This window comes from Aquimarina algicola, from assembly GCF_006443095.1.
GTDB lineage: Bacteria > Bacteroidota > Bacteroidia > Flavobacteriales > Flavobacteriaceae > Aquimarina > Aquimarina algicola.
Map to the genome: position 1 here is coordinate 509,324 of NZ_VFWZ01000001.1, position 19,099 is coordinate 528,422.

16 protein-coding genes are annotated in these 19,099 nt (G+C 31.3%); 12 read left to right on the top strand and 4 right to left on the bottom strand.

The window, feature by feature from the left end:
• Window positions 1–2: 2 nt before the first annotated feature.
• From FHK87_RS02355 to recQ, 9 genes are all read left to right on the top strand, one after another.
• Window positions 3–2,768 (top strand): OmpA family protein, encoded by a 2,766-nt coding sequence (locus FHK87_RS02355; RefSeq protein WP_140589311.1) that lies wholly within the window; start codon window positions 3–5, stop codon window positions 2,766–2,768.
• A 2-nt stretch (window positions 2,769–2,770) separates the two neighbouring features.
• On the top strand, window positions 2,771–3,391 hold the full coding sequence (locus tag FHK87_RS02360; RefSeq protein WP_140589313.1) for a hypothetical protein: 621 nt from the start codon (window positions 2,771–2,773) through the stop codon (window positions 3,389–3,391).
• Window positions 3,392–3,400: 9 nt separating this feature from the next.
• A complete protein-coding gene (locus FHK87_RS02365) occupies window positions 3,401–4,177 on the top strand; it encodes a hypothetical protein (RefSeq protein ID WP_140589315.1) in 777 nt (258 codons plus the stop codon).
• A 31-nt stretch (window positions 4,178–4,208) separates the two neighbouring features.
• Window positions 4,209–5,294 carry a hypothetical protein gene (locus FHK87_RS02370; protein WP_140589317.1) on the top strand — a complete coding sequence of 362 codons (1,086 nt, stop codon included), beginning with the start codon at window positions 4,209–4,211 and terminating at the stop codon, window positions 5,292–5,294.
• 16 nt (window positions 5,295–5,310) lie between these two features.
• On the top strand, window positions 5,311–6,162 hold the full coding sequence (locus tag FHK87_RS02375; protein ID WP_140589319.1) for a hypothetical protein: 852 nt from the start codon (window positions 5,311–5,313) through the stop codon (window positions 6,160–6,162).
• A gap of 22 nt (window positions 6,163–6,184) precedes the next feature.
• The gene (locus FHK87_RS02380) at window positions 6,185–6,667 is read left to right on the top strand and encodes a hypothetical protein (protein ID WP_140589321.1); all 483 of its coding nucleotides are present in this window, start codon (window positions 6,185–6,187) and stop codon (window positions 6,665–6,667) included.
• A 147-nt stretch (window positions 6,668–6,814) separates the two neighbouring features.
• A complete protein-coding gene (locus FHK87_RS02385; RefSeq protein WP_140589323.1) occupies window positions 6,815–8,263 on the top strand; it encodes a phospholipase effector Tle1 domain-containing protein in 1,449 nt (482 codons plus the stop codon).
• A 103-nt stretch (window positions 8,264–8,366) separates the two neighbouring features.
• Complete coding sequence (locus FHK87_RS02390) at window positions 8,367–9,353, top strand: DUF2931 family protein (RefSeq protein WP_226294016.1); 987 nt, start codon at window positions 8,367–8,369, stop codon at window positions 9,351–9,353.
• 435 nt (window positions 9,354–9,788) lie between these two features.
• Window positions 9,789–11,912 carry a DNA helicase RecQ gene (recQ, locus tag FHK87_RS02395; RefSeq protein WP_140589329.1) on the top strand — a complete coding sequence of 708 codons (2,124 nt, stop codon included), beginning with the start codon at window positions 9,789–9,791 and terminating at the stop codon, window positions 11,910–11,912.
• Here recQ and FHK87_RS02400 read toward each other — a convergent pair.
• Together FHK87_RS02400 and FHK87_RS02405 are read right to left on the bottom strand one after the other, a co-directional pair.
• A complete protein-coding gene (locus FHK87_RS02400) occupies window positions 11,909–12,550 on the bottom strand; it encodes an MOSC domain-containing protein (RefSeq protein WP_226294018.1) in 642 nt (213 codons plus the stop codon). The two genes, recQ and FHK87_RS02400, sit on opposite strands and share 4 nt — an antisense overlap.
• A gap of 17 nt (window positions 12,551–12,567) precedes the next feature.
• Window positions 12,568–13,353, bottom strand: coding sequence for a tRNA pseudouridine synthase A (locus FHK87_RS02405; RefSeq protein ID WP_140589331.1), 786 nt, complete (start codon window positions 13,351–13,353; stop codon window positions 12,568–12,570).
• A gap of 149 nt (window positions 13,354–13,502) precedes the next feature.
• Between FHK87_RS02405 and FHK87_RS02410 the strand changes: the two genes are divergently transcribed.
• On the top strand, window positions 13,503–13,880 hold the full coding sequence (locus tag FHK87_RS02410; protein WP_140589334.1) for a LysM peptidoglycan-binding domain-containing protein: 378 nt from the start codon (window positions 13,503–13,505) through the stop codon (window positions 13,878–13,880).
• Window positions 13,881–14,166: 286 nt separating this feature from the next.
• Window positions 14,167–14,526: a hypothetical protein gene (locus FHK87_RS02415; RefSeq protein ID WP_140589336.1), complete on the top strand. Its 360-nt coding sequence runs from the start codon at window positions 14,167–14,169 to the stop codon at window positions 14,524–14,526.
• Here the strand turns inward: FHK87_RS02415 and cmk are convergent.
• Entirely contained in the window at window positions 14,516–15,220 is a 705-nt protein-coding gene (gene cmk / locus FHK87_RS02420; RefSeq protein WP_140589338.1) for a (d)CMP kinase, read from the bottom strand. The genes FHK87_RS02415 and cmk overlap by 11 nt on opposite strands.
• A gap of 285 nt (window positions 15,221–15,505) precedes the next feature.
• Between cmk and mreB the strand changes: the two genes are divergently transcribed.
• Entirely contained in the window at window positions 15,506–16,543 is a 1,038-nt protein-coding gene (gene mreB, locus FHK87_RS02425; RefSeq protein WP_140589341.1) for a rod shape-determining protein, read from the top strand.
• Window positions 16,544–16,636: 93 nt separating this feature from the next.
• Here mreB and lon read toward each other — a convergent pair whose 3' ends face one another.
• On the bottom strand, window positions 16,637–19,087 hold the full coding sequence (gene lon, locus FHK87_RS02430; RefSeq protein WP_140589343.1) for an endopeptidase La: 2,451 nt from the start codon (window positions 19,085–19,087) through the stop codon (window positions 16,637–16,639).
• Window positions 19,088–19,099: the final 12 nt, after the last annotated feature.

Genomic DNA, 19,099 nt, shown 5'->3' on the forward strand with positions numbered 1-19,099 from the left:
TAATGGCTAGAGGTGTAAAATCAATACGAATGGTTAAAGGGAAATATTATCCCAAAAAAACGCAGTCTTTAACCACTAGAGTTACTATACAACCCGATCAGGAAGTAGAATTTCATGTAGATGAATGGTTACCAAATACCACAGAAGAAGATAAAAAAGAAGATGTTTTTTGGTTAAGACAAACCAATGACAGAAAAATTATCATATGGAGAGGTAAAGGAAAGGTGTATAGTTTTAAGATTACCAAAAAATTATGTGGTCCTTATCATTTTTATGTAGAAGCCAGTAAATCTGGTAAGAGAGATTATAAAAATAGAGCTGGGATGTATGTAAGAGGTCATTGTACACCTCTTATCAAAAGTAGTGACTGGAGAATGCAACCAAAGGGTACAGATATCAAAAATGGTTCACCTATCAAGTATGGTGAGCTTGTCTATCTTCAGTTAGAAACTGAGGGACTCAATGGTAATAGTATAACTGTAGAAATTTACAATCAAGCGTTAGGCGATGATGATTATATACACACATATACCAATGTAAAAGTAAAAGATGGGGTCGTTTTATTACAAATAGGAAACACATCCGCCTGGATGGCAAAAGTAAAACGTATCCAAAATATAGAAGAATTTTATATTAAAGCCAAAGTAGGTAATACCTATATAAAAGATCATCTAGGTGATGATAAACATGCCGTTTATCTAAATGTAAAAAAAGAATTGGTTTCTAATCAGGTAAAACCAACAACAAACCTTACTCCTACTAAGATTTTTAAACCAGAGGTAAATGCAGAACGTTTTGAACCCTGTAAATTTGATGAAATTATCATTACGGCTCCAACTCCAAAGGATGGAAAAATGGAAACAAAACCGGTAACAGTTTTCAAAAAAGGACAAAATTTAACTGGTATACGAAGTACCGTAGAAAAAATTAATAGAACTGTTCATTTTAACTTTAATGATTATAGCATTAATCCTCAAGCTCAAAAAGTATTAAATAATATCCTTGGATTTCTTTTAGAACATAAAGGTACAACGATGCATATGAGTGGATACGCCTGCGTAATCGGTAAAGAAGATTATAATTTGGACTTATCCAAAAAACGTAGTGATGCTGTAAAAGATTTTTTTGTACAAGGTGGTTTAGATGGTAAAAGAATAAATAGTGTAGGTAAAGGAGAATATAATATACAAAGCCCTGACGATTATGAAAAAAGAAATGAAAAAGTTTATGTAGACGCTCGTAGAGTAGATATTTCATTTACTTTTTCTGGTCATGATGCAGACGCGATTGTGTTTGAAACTATTGCACCAAGTAGTGATAGATTTATTACTTTGGATGTTGTTGGTCTAGACGTAAGTGACTGTTATAGAGAAAATGATAAACATGAAAACAAAACCTTAGTAAAGTCTCCTGATGCAAAAGTATTCGAAGGCTCTGGTCAATCATTACGATTCCCAATACACTCTACATTATCTAAAAACAACCCTGCTCCATTACAATGTATATGGCCAAAATACAATATACTAGAAGCTGCTGCAAGTAGAAGAGGTGATTCTGCAGCTATTTATAATGGTCATATACATAGTTGTAGATATTTTTCAGATAAAAATAAACCTTCATTAAAAATAAAGGCATATCCGGATATAAAATGGACGCTAAAATTCTTTTTGAATTTAACTAATTCTTTAGGAGTTACTTGGAAAGATCAACCCGCATCTAAACATAAAGAATTACAGCAAAAAGCTGGAAAAATAGGTGCTGAAAATCGATGGAAACAAAAAGATGCTTCTTTTGGTTTTAGTTTAAAAGCAGAATGGGATACTAATAATTCTGGAGCATTTAATAGAAATGAAGAATTGAAATTAGAATATGAAGCAAAATTCAAAAAACTTTATAATCTTTTTTCATCCATAGGAGATATGTCTCGAGGAATCACCAAAAAGACTGGTGGTCAAATTAGAAACATTGGTTTTAAAGGAGTTCCTATAAAATTCGAAATAAAACCACCTAATCTTAATATTCAAGGGATTTGGGATCTCCAAAAAGTAGATGACAAAATCGGTACCAAAGTAGATATTTCTTTTAATGCAGAGCCACTCATTGGTTTAGAGATGACTATCGATTTATTATGCCTTGCAACTGGTGCTGTGGCCGGTGCTTTTACTGGTGGAACAGCTTCTCAGCCTGCTATGAGGTTATATGGAGAACTGAAAAGTATTATGAATACAGGAGTTGATGTAGGAACAGATGATTTTGGATTTAAGGCAAGTGCAGATGTTTTTATAGATCTAGTTATTTCTAATATCATAAAAACAAATATTGGATTTAATTTTAATACTGCAGGAAGAGTTAAAAAAGAAGATAAAGCTAAGTTAGAAATAAAAAACACCCTGAAAATAGAATTAAAAGCAGGAATGTGGGTAAAAGCAGAAGCTAATTTAGTAATAGTAAAAGTTGAAGGTTATTTTGAAATGAGTGCCAAAGGTTCTGCTGCTGTAACTTTTGGTCATGAAGTGAAATACAATGAAGAAGGGTTATATTATACTCCCCAACTAGGATTTGATGGTATTACAGCAGAATATATAGTCAAAGGAAAAGTTGGGCTTTCTTCTAAAAAGAAAATCTTATGGGGAGGCACACCTAGTAGTGATAATGAAAATACTATAGCACAAGGAAAAGCCGTTATTGTAGAACCATTTGATGTTATCAAAAGTTTAGAAAAAGCATTTGATTTTAAAGCACAAATTCCACTTATTAAAAACTCTTAAAAATGAAAATCAAATCAAAATATTATATATATATCTTGATAATTATACTTTTTAATTCTTGTAATTCTCAATCTAGAATGGACTTAGCAGAATTAACACTTTCAGAAGATTTCTTAACTTTAATTCCAAAAAATGAGAGATCTCTTTTCTATCCCGATAAGATAAATCCAGATACTGGAACTCCTGCATTCAATACAAACGAAGTTCAAAAATATAAATATAAAAATATACTATTCGACCAACCAGAAGTGGGAACAAGTCAAGTTACTTTTTATACTTATAAAGCTCTTGAAAAGGGGGGCAATAATCAAATTGCAGGAATTCATTTTAATATTGAAGGGAAAAATGACGAATTGTTTACCATTTTAAAAAAACAATATGGTAATCCTAAAGAATTAAGTCCAACTCCTACTACTCCTAAGGAAGGTGTACTATATGGTTATAATAGTTTTATTTGGAAAGAGAATAAAATTTCAATTTTTTTAGGGTTTAACTACTCTGGTTTAAATGATAAACAACGAATACAAACTACTGTTCATATTTTAAAAAATGATGTTATCGACCTTACATCTCCTAAACGAACATCTGTAGAAAGACTTACTCAAACATTGACTAAAAAATAAATACATCTCATGAGTTTATCTCCTTATTATATGATCGATTTTAGTGCCTCAGCTTGCATGTTCGAAATCAGGATAAATGATTACCCTGTGATTACACAAAATATAGAAGGGCAAGTATCAACCTTAATTCCTATTAATTATGCTGTTTTAGAAAATGGAGAGCAATATGTCTCAGCAACCATGTTACCTAATCCAGGTGAAATCCAATTACATCCTAAAGCAGATTTAAGATATAAAGTAATGTTGTTTGATGTCGCAAATGACTTTGTATTTCAAGAACAATTTGAAGAATTTCAATCAAAGCCTGTAGGAGATCAAAAACTTCCTATTATTAAAAATGTTGACGCTTTTAATGCAGAAGTCCCATTTCAATTAAAAGCATGGCAAAATGGTCAAGATTTAAATGAAGTAAAAGATGTAAAGAAAAAATTAATTATGGCTTATAATGATTTAGCAGACATCATAAAAAATGGTAATTATGGGCTATTTCAAGAAAAAATTAAAAATAGAGAGTTAAATATGTCTACTTCTATGTATTTATCTAATAAAGAAGCTCAGGATAGAGTCTCTAGTTTAATTTCTGATTTTGAATCTGGTTTTCAGGTTATGCCCGTCATAGAACAAAATACTGCGCTGTTTATATATGCCAACGGAAAAGCTGCTGCACTGAAAAAACCTAATGGTGAATCAGCTTTATATTTGCTAAATCCAAAAACAAAAGAAGAACTAATGTTGGATCTAACCTTCTATATTCCCGAAGAAAAATCAACTTTTGAAATCATATAGTACTTCTTAAAATATGGTCTCAAAATATAGTATGATTATCATTAGAAACATCATAGCATTGATAATACTTTTTACGAGTTGTAATTCTAAAAAATCGGATGTTAGTAGAGTTGAAATAAATGACTCTTTTTGGAAGAATAGAAAAAATACACAAAATAAAAAAGTACAACATAAAATATTTCCAATTCCAGATACAAATGCCGAAACCTCTGAAAACAGAACTAATCGCATTTATATAAATAGTATGCAATGCCAATACGAAGTTTTCATAAATGATGTGTTACTTATGAAGCTTATGGGACCTATAACAGAGACCGGTGGAGGCATGACCGGAGACTACGATATCAACCAATTGATGTTAACCAGTGGAACGCATGAAGTGAAAGTACGTATTTATCCAAAACATGGTGTTGAAGTATTTCCAAAAGGAGAAGGACAAATAAAACTTACCTTTTCGCATTTTCGAGATAGAAATCTCAAAACAGTTACATATAACCAAGAACTTAACGGACATAATGGGATACAAATAAGCCAGAGTGACAAACAGTGGATATCCAAATATAGTGAAGAACATCAAGAAGAATATGACGGTGATTACCAACCTAAAACACCAAATAAATTTGAGGGATTACCTGTTTATGAATGGCGTAGCACTTTTGATGCTGCAGTATCATTTGATTTTGCAGGTTGGAGAGAATCTGTTGACATTAAAAAAGAATATGACAATAATGAGGAAGTCCTTATCAAAGAATTGAAAAAACTGTATCAAGATATACATACGATATTTCAGAAAAAGGATACTGATGCTTACCTAAAAATGGTAAAAGAAAGAGAAGAATTAATAACCTCATGTTTATTATATAAACAAAATGAAAAATCCTTACGAGAAAAAGAATTCATTACCCTAATAGAAAGTAATGAATATGAGTTAGAACCATTATTTGAAGAAACATTCCAATTAGAATTTCAAGCCTACGGAAAACTTGTAATGTTTTTGCATAAAGCAGATGGAGAAGGTATTATCAGGCTAAAAAATAAAAAAGATCCTAATGATACTATTTTCTTAGATTTTCGTTTTCATAGAAAAGACAAAGGAGAGCCTCTTAGTATTATTTAATACCTTCAAAAATAAAATGTATAACTTTAAACAACCCTTTTATACAATATATGTTTATGAATTAAGTGCAGGAGAAATATGGGTAAATGATGTACCTCTTTTAAGGTGGATGGGACCACAAACAAAAGATGGGATGTATAACGGGGCTATACCTATAAACAATGCTGTTTTACAGAACGGAACTCATGAATTAACTTGTAAATTAAAACCTAGATATGATTATAAAACATTTAATAAAAGTGAATCTCAAGATATATATGATATAGGGTTTGATTGTAGAGAAGTATCAGATTTAAGAACTAAAATTCAGATCGCTCCTAATATAGAAAACCCTTATGGTAAATGGAACGAACAAGAACAGCGTTTTATTAATGAAACTTTAAAAGATTTACCAGAATATATTACCAAAACTAAATTTGAAGTCACTGAATTACCATTTGTTTTGGATGGGTGGCAAAACTCAGTAGATGTATCAAAAATTAAGGAAGAAGAGTTATTTAAAGAGGTATTAAGTAGTTATTATCAAATTCATGCTATAATGAATTCTCATAATGCTGCTAAATTTTTAGAACTTTCTAAAGAAAAAATGAAATTACAAGAACAAGCATTTTACTTTTCAGAAGATCAAAAGAAAGGGTTTTTAAATGAAGTAACAAAACTCTTTGATCAAAAATTAGAAATAATGCCTCTTGATCCAACCAAACTAAGACTTGATATTATGGGTTATGGAAAACTCGTTCGTCTTGTTCGTCTAGATGGAAGTGCTGCATTGCAATTCAAAAGTCCTGACCCAAAAAATCAAGGTAATATTGAGTTTGATACCAAATTACACATGAAAACTGAAAATCAAGGACTAAGTATTATCTAAAAAAAAATATAAAAACAGGTAAATGCATCGTAGAATATTCATAAAAAATACAGTGTTAATTTCAACAGGAATATTAGCTTCTGGATTAATTAGTTGTTCTAATAACACTATCATATTAGATAATATTATAGGTAAATCAGAAGATATTGTAAACTCTTTTCCAAAAGAAGGTGATGATAACTTTTTCTATTATATCTTACCCCAATCAAATGCTGAACATTCTTCTATATCAGGACAAGAGACATTTATTTTTTGTCAGAATGGTAAAATTATAGGTTTTAATATAAAAATTGACGGTACTGATGATATTGAAAAATATAGTGCTCAATTAAGCCAATTATATGGCAGTCAAAAAAAAGTATTTGAAAATGATTTTGGTCAAGAGTTTGAATGGAAAACGGATACAAAACAAATCAAATTATGTTATTCAAAACAATTTCCAAATGTACCACAACATACATTTTATAGCGAATCTATATTCAATAGTAAATTATCTATATTTTGAATACAATTTTGTAGAAAAAATAAATTCTCAAAATAAAAAACAGTTATCAAAAGATATATAGTTCTAAGAAAAAACTTGTACAAAAACGCTCACTTTATCTAGAATACTCTATATTAGTATACGTATTATACTCAAAAAACAAAACAAATGACAAAAGTTAAATTTGGAAACTACGAAGCTCGTAAGGACAAAGAAAAAGGAAGCAAAAGTATTGTTGTGAATGTTTTTTTTGATGGTACTTTAAATAATAGAAATAATACCAGAGCGCGAGTTTCAAATCAAAATCGTGCTGAAGGGAAACCATATAACCGAAATAATAATCCTGATGGATTTATTGCAGCCGAGGATGGCGATACTAGTTTCTATAATGACGAGTCTAATGTATCTCGATTAGAAGAATATGTAGTTACCGATCAAGAAAATGTATTCTCGATATATACAGAAGGTATTGGTACAGAAGATTATCAAGAAGACGAACAAATTGGTACCGGGTATGGTTCTAGTGATCCTAATGATGAGAATATAGATACAGGAATATTAGGGAAAGTAAGAGTTGGTTGTCAAAATATATTAGAAAAAGTAGAACCTACTTTAGGAAAAGTAGATGGTGTTTGCTTTACTTTTAATGTATTTGGTTTTAGTCGTGGTGCCGCAGCAGCACGTAACTTTGTGCACGAAGTAGGCATTACCAATACACGTCCAGATAGTAATACTCCATCCGAGAGACATCCTCATGGACATATAGGAGTTTTATTTGCCGATATTGATATTGCTTTAGAATCAGTAGAAGTTAATTTTGTAGGATTATACGATACCGTATCTTCTTATCATCTTAATGGACCATATCGTTTATATCCTGACACTGATCCAAATTTTGAAGATGATGTACAAGAATTAAACCTTAATAGTTTAGGTAGTACTAATTATGTATTACACCTTACAGCAGCAGACGAAAAACGTATTAATTTTTCGTTAACCAATATTAACAGTGCCAGAAATGGAAGAACTATTTCATTACCAGGAGTACATTCTGATATTGGTGGGGGGTATGTAGATGGTATGAATGAAAATGGAATCGTTTTATATGACTTTGCTCATTGGTCTTCAAAACATATTAATCGAGAACGACAGCTTCTTATTGACGAAGGATGGTATCTAGATGATGGTGAAGAACTTGTAATAGATACTGCAGGCGTTAATGAATTATTAGGATTTAGAGAAAATCTATCTAACAAATACAGTCATATTCCTCTTTATTATATGTTAGATTACTCTAAACAAGAAGGAAATATTAGTTTTTTGGAGTCTGATTTGAAAACAAATTTTACTTTAGATAGTTTTCTTGGTCAGGTCAAAACAAGATTAGATCGTTTTGTAAACAATGGAGATATTTTTATGTTACTTTCGCATAGACAAGGGTTAACAGTACATGATCCTAATTATCAAAGTTATGTAGAGGACGATACCATGCTAAGAAGATTACGCAATAGATATCTACACATCTCTTACAATTATACAAATCTTAATGTAGGAGTTCCTACTACTGTAGAACCTATGGCTCCAAGAGAGGGAGGAAGACAAATTATCCCTGGATAAAGCATCGATTAAAAGAATACTACAAATGGCATATCCAAATACAATTATAAAAATCTTCGTTTTTATAATCTTATGCACTGCATGTACTGATAAAAAAAAGAAAATGGCAATACACCAAGAACCTAAGGCCTACAAGTGGGATGTAGAAGGAGGCGCGCCCAAAAATTATCCGGGTATTTTTTATTACGCAAATCTTGTTTATAAAGGAGGAAGCAAATATGTACCTGCCGGAGCAGCCGGATATCAGAATGGATGGGGACGAGGCGGTAGATCGCATTCACAAGGATCAAAACCTGCACCACTACCCTATCGATTACAAGCGGTTTGGATATCTGTTGCAGAAGAAGGACAAGCATATACAGGAGATTTTGAACTCGATACACAAAAGATTGAAGAAATCTTTGAAAAAGGAAATGTTCGTATGCGCAACGGGTCCATATCACATAACTTTTCTTTCAAAATAAGTATTGCTCCAGGAGGAGTTCTCGCAGTATGGTTAGAAGGCTTGAGAGAACAAGTAGAAATAGGCTATTATAAAGGACAAAAAACGGATGAAATCACTTGGAAAGATTTAGCCCCAGGTGGGGAAGATATCACCTTAGAAGAATATTGTAAAAGTATTATTGAAAGACGGGTACCAAACCATATCCAACAACAACTTGCCAAAACCGGCCCTCCTATTGGGTTATGGGATACCTATCGAAAAAAATATATCTGGAACACAGCACCACTTGAAGAAAAAGAACTGGTAAGTCTAGATTACAGCTATTTTAATGGAGAAAAAGCCTTTCTAAAATTTAAAGAATTTGATTTTAATATCCTTCAAGAATATGCAGTACCCAATAAAGGAACTATTGATTGGGTAACACCGGAAGAAAAAAAATATGAAGGAATCATTTTTTTTAATGAAGAAAGTATTTTTAACGTTTTTGAAGAAGTGTATCAGAAAAAAGAGGATACTGCTGCCATTTTCTATGAAATACAAACGGCAAATAATAGCACCAAAATCAAAGCTTTTTTACAAAACGAATCTGTAAAAAAAGAAATAAAAATCGATAGCATTGAAGTCAGTAAATATCCTGACAAATAATTATTAACTATTATCACTTAGTGTTCATTAATACATAAAACTAAATTGAAAAAGATATAGAACTTAATACATATATCTTTATATAACTTTAATTATTCAACAGTTCTTTGCTGATGAAAGGCCCAAGAATTAATGCGACTCTTAATATTCTATTATTTATTATTTTATTAGTAATATCTATTTTTTCGTTCACTATTTTTAATGACATTTTTGGTTTTCTCTTAATTCCCGTTTCAATTTCTATTTATTTGTCCATATCGAGTATATTAAAAAAACTAGGTATAATTACTTTTATATTATCTATTATTCCATTTATTATGTGGTTATCAATAATGATAATAATACGCTTATATTTCAATAATATACTTATTAACAAATAGTAAAAAATCAAGGAGATTATTACGAATTTCGGGGTATTTTTGTTTTTTTGTACTCATGCCAGATCTACAGCAACTCACAACTACCTTAAAGGAATATTTTGGTTACGACAGTTTTCGACCATTACAATCAGAAATCATCGCCTCTATCTTTGATGGTAATGACAATCTTGTAATTATGCCTACAGGAGGAGGAAAATCAATTTGTTATCAACTTCCTGCTTTATTACTACCTGGCATAACTTTAGTAATATCTCCGCTAATAGCTTTGATGAAAGATCAAGTAGATGGCTTATTAGCAAATGGTATTTCTGCTGCTTTTGTAAATAGCAGCCAAACCACTGAAGAACAGCAATCTATTTATCAGAAGCTTCTTGACAAAGAAATTAAATTATTATATATAGCACCCGAGAGTTTATCTTTTTTAGACGCTATTTTTGCTCAAATTGAATTAAGTCTTATCGCAATCGATGAAGCTCACTGTATTTCTGCATGGGGACATGATTTTAGGCCAGCATATACACAATTAGGGTATTTAAAAAATAGATTCCCAAAAATACCATTAATAGCATTAACAGCAACAGCAGACAAAGCGACTAGACAAGATATATGTGATCAACTTAATATCCCTAATGCCACTCACCATATTGCTTCTTTTGATCGCAAAAATTTAAGTCTTGAAGTTCGACCAGGAAATAAGAGAATCGAGCAAATCTTTAGTTTTCTTTCAGATAAAACCAATGACAGTGGTATCATTTATTGCTTAAGTCGTAAAACTACAGAAACATTAGCAGAAAAATTAAGAGAACAAGGTTTTACTGCAGAAGCTTATCATGCCGGGATCAATCATGATCAAAGAGCAAAAGTACAAGAAGATTTTATTAATGATACAATACAAATTGTTTGTGCTACTATTGCTTTCGGTATGGGGATTGACAAATCCAACGTACGCTGGGTCATCCATTATAATCTTCCTAAAAATATTGAAGGATATTACCAAGAGATTGGGAGAGCAGGCAGAGATGGATTACCCTCTTCTACTCTACTCTTTCATAGTTATGCAGATATCGTACAGTTACAAAAATTTGCTGATATGTCCGGTAACAAAGAAGTACAGTTGGCAAAATTAGATCGAATGAAACAATACGCCGACTCATTGAGTTGCCGTCGTAAAATATTACTTAGTTACTTTGGTGAATTGATTGAGCAAGATTGTGGTAATTGTGACGTTTGTAAAAATCCTCCAGAATTTATAGACGGTACAATCATTGCTCAAAAAGCGCTCTCCTGTGTAACTCGAATTAAAGAAGAAGAACCTATAGGAACCGTTATAGATGTATTACGAGGAGCACAAAACACTACCGTATATGACAAAGGATACCAAAACCTCAAAACCTATGGAATTGCAAATGATATAGCTTGGAGAGATTGGCAACAATATATTATACAATTAACCAATCAAGGATATCTCGAAATTGCTTTTCATCAAAATAATAAATTAAAACTCACTCCTATTGCCAAAAAAGTATTGTTTGAAGGAGAAAAAGTAAGTCTAGCCCACCTCAAAGCATTCGAAAAAACAAAAGAATCTATTATAAAGCCTATTGATAAAGGCACAGCTCCGGATCTTTTTGAAAGACTAAGACAATTACGATTACAACTCGCAAAAGAAGAAGGCATACCGGCGTATCAGATTTTTAATGATGCTACACTAAAAGAAATGGAAAAATTCAGACCAATGAGTGATGATGAATTTATACAAATTAATGGTGTAGGACGACAGAAAATGCAAAACTATGGTTATCAATTTATCAAAGCTATCATAGAATTTTCTAACGAGAAATCAAAAACCGCTAAAAAGAAAAAAGCTAAGAAAGGTAATACTCATAAAGAGACACTATCCCTATATCAAAAAGGATTATCTATAGAAGAAATTGCGATACAACGAAAATTAGCATCATCTACGATATTTTCACATATCGTAAAACTATATAATGAAGGTGAATCTATAGATCTGACTCATTTCATAGATAAAAAAGATATACTTGCTATCAAAAATGCACAAAAAGAACTCAATCATCCCGAAGGATTAAAACCATACTTCGAACATTTTGAAGGAGCAATAGATTATAATACTATCAAATTAGGGTTACTCATGATAAAAGAAGATAAAAATATTTAAGCCCATTTTTTAAAATATTTTTTATCACTCTCAGAAACCAAAGCGTCTTCTAAAGCACGATCAAGAAGCTCTTGATGCTCTTCTCGGTTATAATGAAACATCAATGTGTTTAATTCAGCTATTGTTATCCCAGATTTATGTTCTTCTGTTACAACTAACATATCACCTGCTCGTACTTCTCCGGGCTTCAAAATCCTAACATAAACTCCAGAAAACAAAGAATCTATAAATGATTTAATAATACCTTGATCTTCAAATCGTACTCCCAACTTGTAACAAGGTTGGCGTGGACGAGAAATCTGAACTGTTGCAGTTCCTAGAGTATATATAGAACCTATTTTAATTTGATGCTCATCAAATTCAGATACAGTAAGATTTTCACCAAACATTCCGTAGTTCCAGTCCAAATCAGGGTATTTTTCTTTCCAATATTCATAGTGATCAAGAGCATAAAGATAACAAGCTTTATCTACACCCCCATGATATCGTCTATCGATAACATGATCATCTTTTACATCCTCTTTATCCAGAAAAATAGGTTGATTTACAGGATACTTATAAATTCCTGTTTGTACTTCTTTACCTTTGAATAATATTGTCTTGGGTTCTGCTATATTTGTTGATATTACTTTCATCATAAAAGATATTTAAAAAATCATGTAAATGTTACTGTATTCAAAATCAAACCGGATCCCGGAACGATATGTTCTAATACAATTTCTTCGGCATTAGGATCTAGTGTTTTCTCTATAAAATCAAAGTCAATTTTTCCTTTTCCCAGATCAATCAATGCTCCCATCATTAATCGAATTTGATTTCGTTTAAAACCTTCTCCTTTTACAGCCAAAAGATAACTTTCTTTTGGGAAAAAATTAGCGGTATAGACATCATTTTTTCTGATCTCACAATAAGTAATTTCTCCTTCTAATTTAGTATGTTCTGATGGACGGTGGCAATATGATCTAAAATTATGTTTTCCAACAAACAATTTGGCGGCTTTTTTCATCAATTCAATATCAAGAACATCTTTAATATTGTACATAAAAGGAGCGCAAAATGGATGAAATTTTTCACCATAAGAGAATAAATAAATATACTCTTTAATTTTTGGTGATTGAATAATATTAAAATTTTTATCGGTTTCTTTGATGGTCAATGCTCTAATATCTTGTGGTAAGTTTTCATTAAAAACAACAAAAAAATCATCTAGCTCCAATGAAGTATCATCTACAAAAAGCTCTATAAAAGTTTGATTAGCGGATACTTTTGCATCTGTCCTACCCGTTGCCAGTACTTTAAAATTTTTATGCTTTAAAACATATGCTACAGTACGCTCTACCATGCGTTGTAAAGTATTTACCGTAGGTTGCTTCTGCCATCCATGATATCGAAAACCCAGATACTGTAGTTCTATAATGTAATAATAACGTTTGTTAAACATTAATAATAGAGTTTAGATTGCCGAATATAGACAAATCATACATTTTATCGATAAATCATTATTTTTTTAATAATATCATAAAAGAGAAAGATACTATTATTTGGTATATTTGAGTAAATCAATTAATAATTTAAAAAATCAGCTTAGTTATGGTTAAATCAAAATATCAACCTGTTTTAGACTTAGGACAAGAATTAAACATTCAAAATGGTGATGTTTCTGAAGAAAACGGAACTCTTAAGATCAAAGGAACTGCCCAAACGCAATATGAAAAAAATGTTTTATGGGATAAAATAAAAGAAATAGGCGGTGAATCTCCTTCTGATATCGTTGCGGATATTGATGTTGCAGATACCTCTATATATCACAAGCATACTGTAAAAAGTGGTGAGTCATTAAGTAAAATAGCAAAACATTACTATGGTGATCCAATGAAATATAAAGCAATATTTGAGGCTAATACCAATATTCTTAAAAACCCTGATGTTATCCATCCTGATCAAGAACTTGTTATTCCTAATATATAATACGCTTTTTAAACACATATATAAATCAAATACTTTGAAGCAAATCTGAGAGTATTTGATTCTCGATTATCGAATAAAAACAACATAAAAATCTTATGTTGTTTTTATTTATTATTCATATTTTACTGTTTAGTAGAGTTTTAATATGAATGAATCAGTATAAAACGATTACATAATTGTATTTCGTCGAAAAAAAGAGTGAGATCAACTAAAACATAACAAATCCCATATTTTTATTATGCTTTTAACGTAATTTTGTAGAACAAACAATTCTAAAACGTTAACTATGAGAGCATATTTTTACTTTATTTTTCTTCTAGGTTATGTTTCTTTGAATGCGCAATCTGCATCAAGAACTCATGTTATTTATGAATCTAAAGATCAAATTGTTATAAATAACGGAGAATCATACCAAATCGTTGATCAAAAACCATTTTTTGAAGTTCACGACGCAACAATCAGACAGTATAAGAATTTTAAAAATTATACTTTAAGATTAAATCGTGTAGTGATCGTTAAAAATCAGAAAAATGATTTGCAAAAACAATTAGTTGAGTGGCAACAAGACAACTTCAAATATTATGAGTTGAGAGATATAGCTACAAGCGATTCTGAAAAAAAGAAATCAACAACTGCTAATTTTTAAGTTTTTTAATCGTATCAGTAGCTAATTCTAGAAGCTGATCAAATTGTTCTTGCAAAGTAAGATTAGAGTTATCAATCTTTATGGCATCCTCTGCTTGTCGCAGTGGAGAGTCTTTTCTTGTACTATCAATATGATCTCGATTGACCACATTTTTTAGTACGTCCTCATAAGAGACATCTTCCCCCTTCTCTTTGAGTTCCAAATATCTTCTTTCTGCCCTGTCCTTTGCGGTTGCAGTCATAAATACTTTGAGTTCGGCATCAGGAAATACAATTGTTCCGATATCTCTACCATCCATTACGATTCCTCTGTTTATCCCCATTTGCTTTTGCTGTTCTACTAATTTTTTACGAACACTAGAAAATGCTGCAACTTTACTTACATACCTTGATACAGTCAGAGATCTTATATCTCGCTCTACATTCTTATCATTTAAGAATGTTTCAGCAATTCCCGTTTCTGAGTTTAAAACAAACTTAATGTTAATTTCTGGTAACTTTTCTTCTAATGCCTCTTTGTCAAAGTGAGATTCATTAATTAAACCGTTTTGCATTGCAAACAAAGAAACAGCTCTATACATAGCTCCTGTATCTACATAAATATACTCTAATGCTTTTGCCAGTTGTTTTGCAACAGTACTTTTACCTGTAGAAGAATACCCATCTATAGCGATTATGATTTTCTTTTCTTTCAATCTAAATTATTTTTAGTGTTCAAAATTTTTCAAAAATAAAGTAATCTATCGGTAAATCGTTTTTTTACAGAAGAAATATATTGTATTAATCAAACTTTAATTGAGATGAGCAACATATAAGAATTATGTCACGAACCGTTACTTAATTATATTTTACTTGTATATAGCTTACAAAAACACAATAATTACTTGCTATTAAAGTTATTCATTATTTAAACGTTTCTGTATGAGATAAAATATCTTTTACTTTTTATCCTAAATCATACATGACCAAAATACATTAATATGGGCTTTTTTGATTTTTTAAATGAAAAAATTGCTGTAGACCTTGGTACATCAAATACTCTTATTACTTACAAAGGAAAAATAGCAATTAATAACCCATCTATAATTGCTTTGAATCAAATTACCGGAAAAGTTATTGCTGTAGGTAAAGAAGCTGGTATGATGAGAGGAAAAATTAATAGAAACATAAAAACTGTATCCCCTTTTAGTAACGGAGTTATTTCTAATTTTGATGCTGCAGAAAAGATGCTCAAAACATTTATAAAAAAACTATCTCCAATAAGTGCAAAGGCTTTTTCTTCATCATACAACATGATCATTTCTATTCCATGTGGAAGTACAGAAGTAGAAATTCGTGCTGTACGTGAATCTGCAAAACGACTTAATGCAAAAAATGTTTTTTTGATTTATGAACCTATTGCTGCCGCTATCGGTGGAGGGCTTGATATCATGCAACCAAAAGGCAATATGATCGTAGACATCGGTGGAGGTACAACAGAAATTGCTGTAATATCAATGGGTAGAATCATCAAAGGACAATCTGTAAAAATTGCAGGAAATATTTTTAATGATGATATCAGACAATATATAAGAATGTCTCATAATTTACATATTGGTGAGGCAATGGCAGAAAAAGTAAAAATACAAGTTGGTTCTGCAATAGATAATCTCGAGTCTCCTCCCGAAAACATAAATATTGAAGGTAGGGATTTATTAACAGGTAAACCGAAACAAACCTTTTTATCCTATAAAGAAATAGGAAGAAGTCTTGATAAATCAATATCACAGATAGAAAATGCCATTATGGATACACTCTCTGAAATTCCTCCTGAAATATCAGCAGACATATATAATACAGGGATTTATCTTACAGGTGGGGGCTCTATGCTAAGGGGTTTGGATATAAGGCTATCAAAGTTTACAGAATTACCCGTACATCTTGGCGATCAACCTTTGCAAACTGTGATCAAAGGCAGTGATATTGTGCTAAAAAAACTTGATATTTATAAAGATACCCTTGTAAAAGACAGAAACTAAAAAATTAATAAACAATAAAAAACAGCTATTGAAAAATTCAGTTTTCCAATAGCTGTAAAGTATTAAATATTTTTTTGAAATATATTTCCAGGCTTATAACTGCTTTGCATTTTTGACCTTGGTCTTTGTTACTGCAAGTTTAAGCACATCTTCCATATCTTTTACGTAATGAAATTTTAGTCCTTTCAAATATTCATCTTTAATTTCTTCGATATCTCTTCTATTATCTTCGCATAATAAAATTTCTTTTATATGCGCTCTTTTGGCAGCTAATATTTTTTCTTTTATTCCACCTACTGGTAATACTTTTCCTCTTAGGGTAATTTCACCTGTCATCGCGATACTTTTCTTAACTTTACGTTGTGTAAATAAAGAAACCAAAGAGGTTAACATCGTTATACCTGCACTAGGACCATCTTTGGGCGTTGCTCCTTCAGGTACATGAATATGTACATTATACTTATCAAAAATTTCAGGATTGATTCCTAAATCATCTGCATTTGCTTTTATATATTCCATAGCAATGGTAGCAGACTCTTTCATTACTTTTCCTAAATTACCGGTAATGGTTAAGTTCCCTTTTCCTTTAGAAAGAATAGACTCGATAAATAAAATATCTCCTCCAACACTTGTCCAGGCTAGCCCAGTTACTACCCCTGCAACATCGTTGTTTTCATATTTATCACGTTCCAATCTTGGTATCCCCAATATTTCTACAACATCTTCATTAGTAACTTTGATATTATACTCTTCTTCCATTGCAATATTTTTGGCAGCATATCGAACCATTTTTGCAATTTGCTTTTCAAGGCCTCTTACTCCTGACTCTCTGGTATATCCCTCAATAATTTTTTCGAACTGCGCTTTTCCTATTTTGATGTGAGACTTGTCTAAACCGTGCTCTTTTAATTGTTTTGGTAAAAGATGTTGCTTTGCAATCTCTACCTTCTCTTCTATTGTGTATCCGGTTACATTAATAATTTCCATACGATCTCTGAGAGCAGGCTGTATGGTTGCCAGACTATTAGAAGTTGCAATAAACATTACTTTTGACAAATCAAATCCTAACTCTAAGAAATTATCATAAAATTCTGAGTTTTGTTCCGGGTCTAAAACCTCTAATAAAGCAGAAGAAGGGTCTCCTTGATGCCCAGAAGATAGTTTATCAATTTCATCCAATACAAACACCGGATTGCTTGTACCTGCTTTTTTAAGGCTTTGTATGATTCTACCCGGCATTGCCCCTATGTATGTTTTTCTATGTCCTCGTATCTCTGCCTCATCTCTTAATCCTCCCAAAGATATTCTTACATATTCTCTACCTAAAGCTTCTGCGACAGATTTTCCTAAAGAAGTTTTACCAACTCCCGGAGGTCCATATAGACAAAGAATTGGGGATTTCATATCATTACGCAGTTTTAAAACTGCCAGATACTCAATAATACGACGCTTTACTTCATCAAGTCCATAATGATCTCGATCTAGTATTTTTTTGGCTCTTTTAAGATCGAATTTATCAGTACTAAACTCATTCCATGGTAAATCAAGAAATAAATCAAGATAATTTCGTTGTATAGAATATTCTGCCACTTGTGGATTCATACGTTGCATCTTGCCAAGTTCTTTTTCAAAATGCTTTTTGGTCTTATCATCCCATTTTTTCTTTTTACTACGCGATCGCATCTCTTCTATTTCATCCTCATGCGAAACACCACCTAATTCTTCCTGAATGGTTTTCATTTGTTGATGCAAAAAATATTCGCGTTGTTGCTGGCTCATATCATGTTGAACCTTACTTTGAATTACATTTTTAAGCTCCAGTTTTTGAAACTCAACATTCATATATTTCAAAGTAGCAAGTGCTCTCTTTTTTAAGTTATTAATCTCTAATAATTTCTGTTTTTCTTCTACTGGTAAATTTAAATTAGAAGACACAAAATTGATTAAGAAAGAATTACTCTCAATATTTTTGATAGCAAATGAAGCTTCAGAAGGAATATTAGGACTTTCTTTAATGATTTCTAAAGCAAGATCTTTTATAGAATCTATGATTGCACCAAACTCTTCATTATCTTTTTCTGGTCTCGCTTCTGGTACCTCTTTAACTTTAGCTTTAAAATAGGGGGTTTCTTCTACTATTTCATCTATCTTAAATCGTTTTTTTCCTTGTAAAATTACGGTAGTATTACCATCAGGCATTTTTAGAACTCTCAAAATACGAGCTACTACTCCTACCTTATTTATATCTTTTAGTTTAGGATTTTCTACTTCTTCTTCTTTTTGAGCAACAACACCAATAGTTTTGTTACCATTATTTGCTTCATTAAGAAGTTTTATAGATTTATCTCGTCCTGCTGTAATAGGAATTACAACACCAGGAAATAATACCGTATTACGCAAAGGTAATATGGGTAATAAGTCCGGTAAATTTTCTTTATCGATTTCTTCTTCATCTTCGGGAGTAAGTAAAGGTATTAACTCTGCATCTTCATCGATTCCTTGAAATGACAAACTGTCAAGTGTGGTAAATTTGGTTTTAGCCATATCTATGTATAA

Bases quoted from the DNA above. Each gene is read 5' to 3' on its own strand.
- FHK87_RS02410 (WP_140589334.1), top strand. From the start codon at position 13,503: ATGGTTAAATCAAAATATCAACCTGTTTTAGACTTAGGACAAGAATTA.
- FHK87_RS02375 (WP_140589319.1), top strand. From the start codon at position 5,311: ATGTATAACTTTAAACAACCCTTTTATACAATATATGTTTATGAATTA.
- FHK87_RS02360 (WP_140589313.1), top strand. From the start codon at position 2,771: ATGAAAATCAAATCAAAATATTATATATATATCTTGATAATTATACTT.
- FHK87_RS02385 (WP_140589323.1), top strand. From the start codon at position 6,815: ATGACAAAAGTTAAATTTGGAAACTACGAAGCTCGTAAGGACAAAGAA.
- lon (WP_140589343.1), bottom strand. From the start codon at position 19,087: ATGGCTAAAACCAAATTTACCACACTTGACAGTTTGTCATTTCAAGGA.
- FHK87_RS02370 (WP_140589317.1), top strand. From the start codon at position 4,209: ATGATTATCATTAGAAACATCATAGCATTGATAATACTTTTTACGAGT.
- mreB (WP_140589341.1), top strand. From the start codon at position 15,506: ATGGGCTTTTTTGATTTTTTAAATGAAAAAATTGCTGTAGACCTTGGT.
- recQ (WP_140589329.1), top strand. From the start codon at position 9,789: ATGCCAGATCTACAGCAACTCACAACTACCTTAAAGGAATATTTTGGT.
- FHK87_RS02415 (WP_140589336.1), top strand. From the start codon at position 14,167: ATGAGAGCATATTTTTACTTTATTTTTCTTCTAGGTTATGTTTCTTTG.
- FHK87_RS02405 (WP_140589331.1), bottom strand. From the start codon at position 13,353: ATGTTTAACAAACGTTATTATTACATTATAGAACTACAGTATCTGGGT.
- FHK87_RS02365 (WP_140589315.1), top strand. From the start codon at position 3,401: ATGAGTTTATCTCCTTATTATATGATCGATTTTAGTGCCTCAGCTTGC.
- FHK87_RS02355 (WP_140589311.1), top strand. From the start codon at position 3: ATGGCTAGAGGTGTAAAATCAATACGAATGGTTAAAGGGAAATATTAT.
- FHK87_RS02390 (WP_226294016.1), top strand. From the start codon at position 8,367: ATGGCAATACACCAAGAACCTAAGGCCTACAAGTGGGATGTAGAAGGA.
- FHK87_RS02380 (WP_140589321.1), top strand. From the start codon at position 6,185: ATGCATCGTAGAATATTCATAAAAAATACAGTGTTAATTTCAACAGGA.
- FHK87_RS02400 (WP_226294018.1), bottom strand. From the start codon at position 12,550: ATGATGAAAGTAATATCAACAAATATAGCAGAACCCAAGACAATATTA.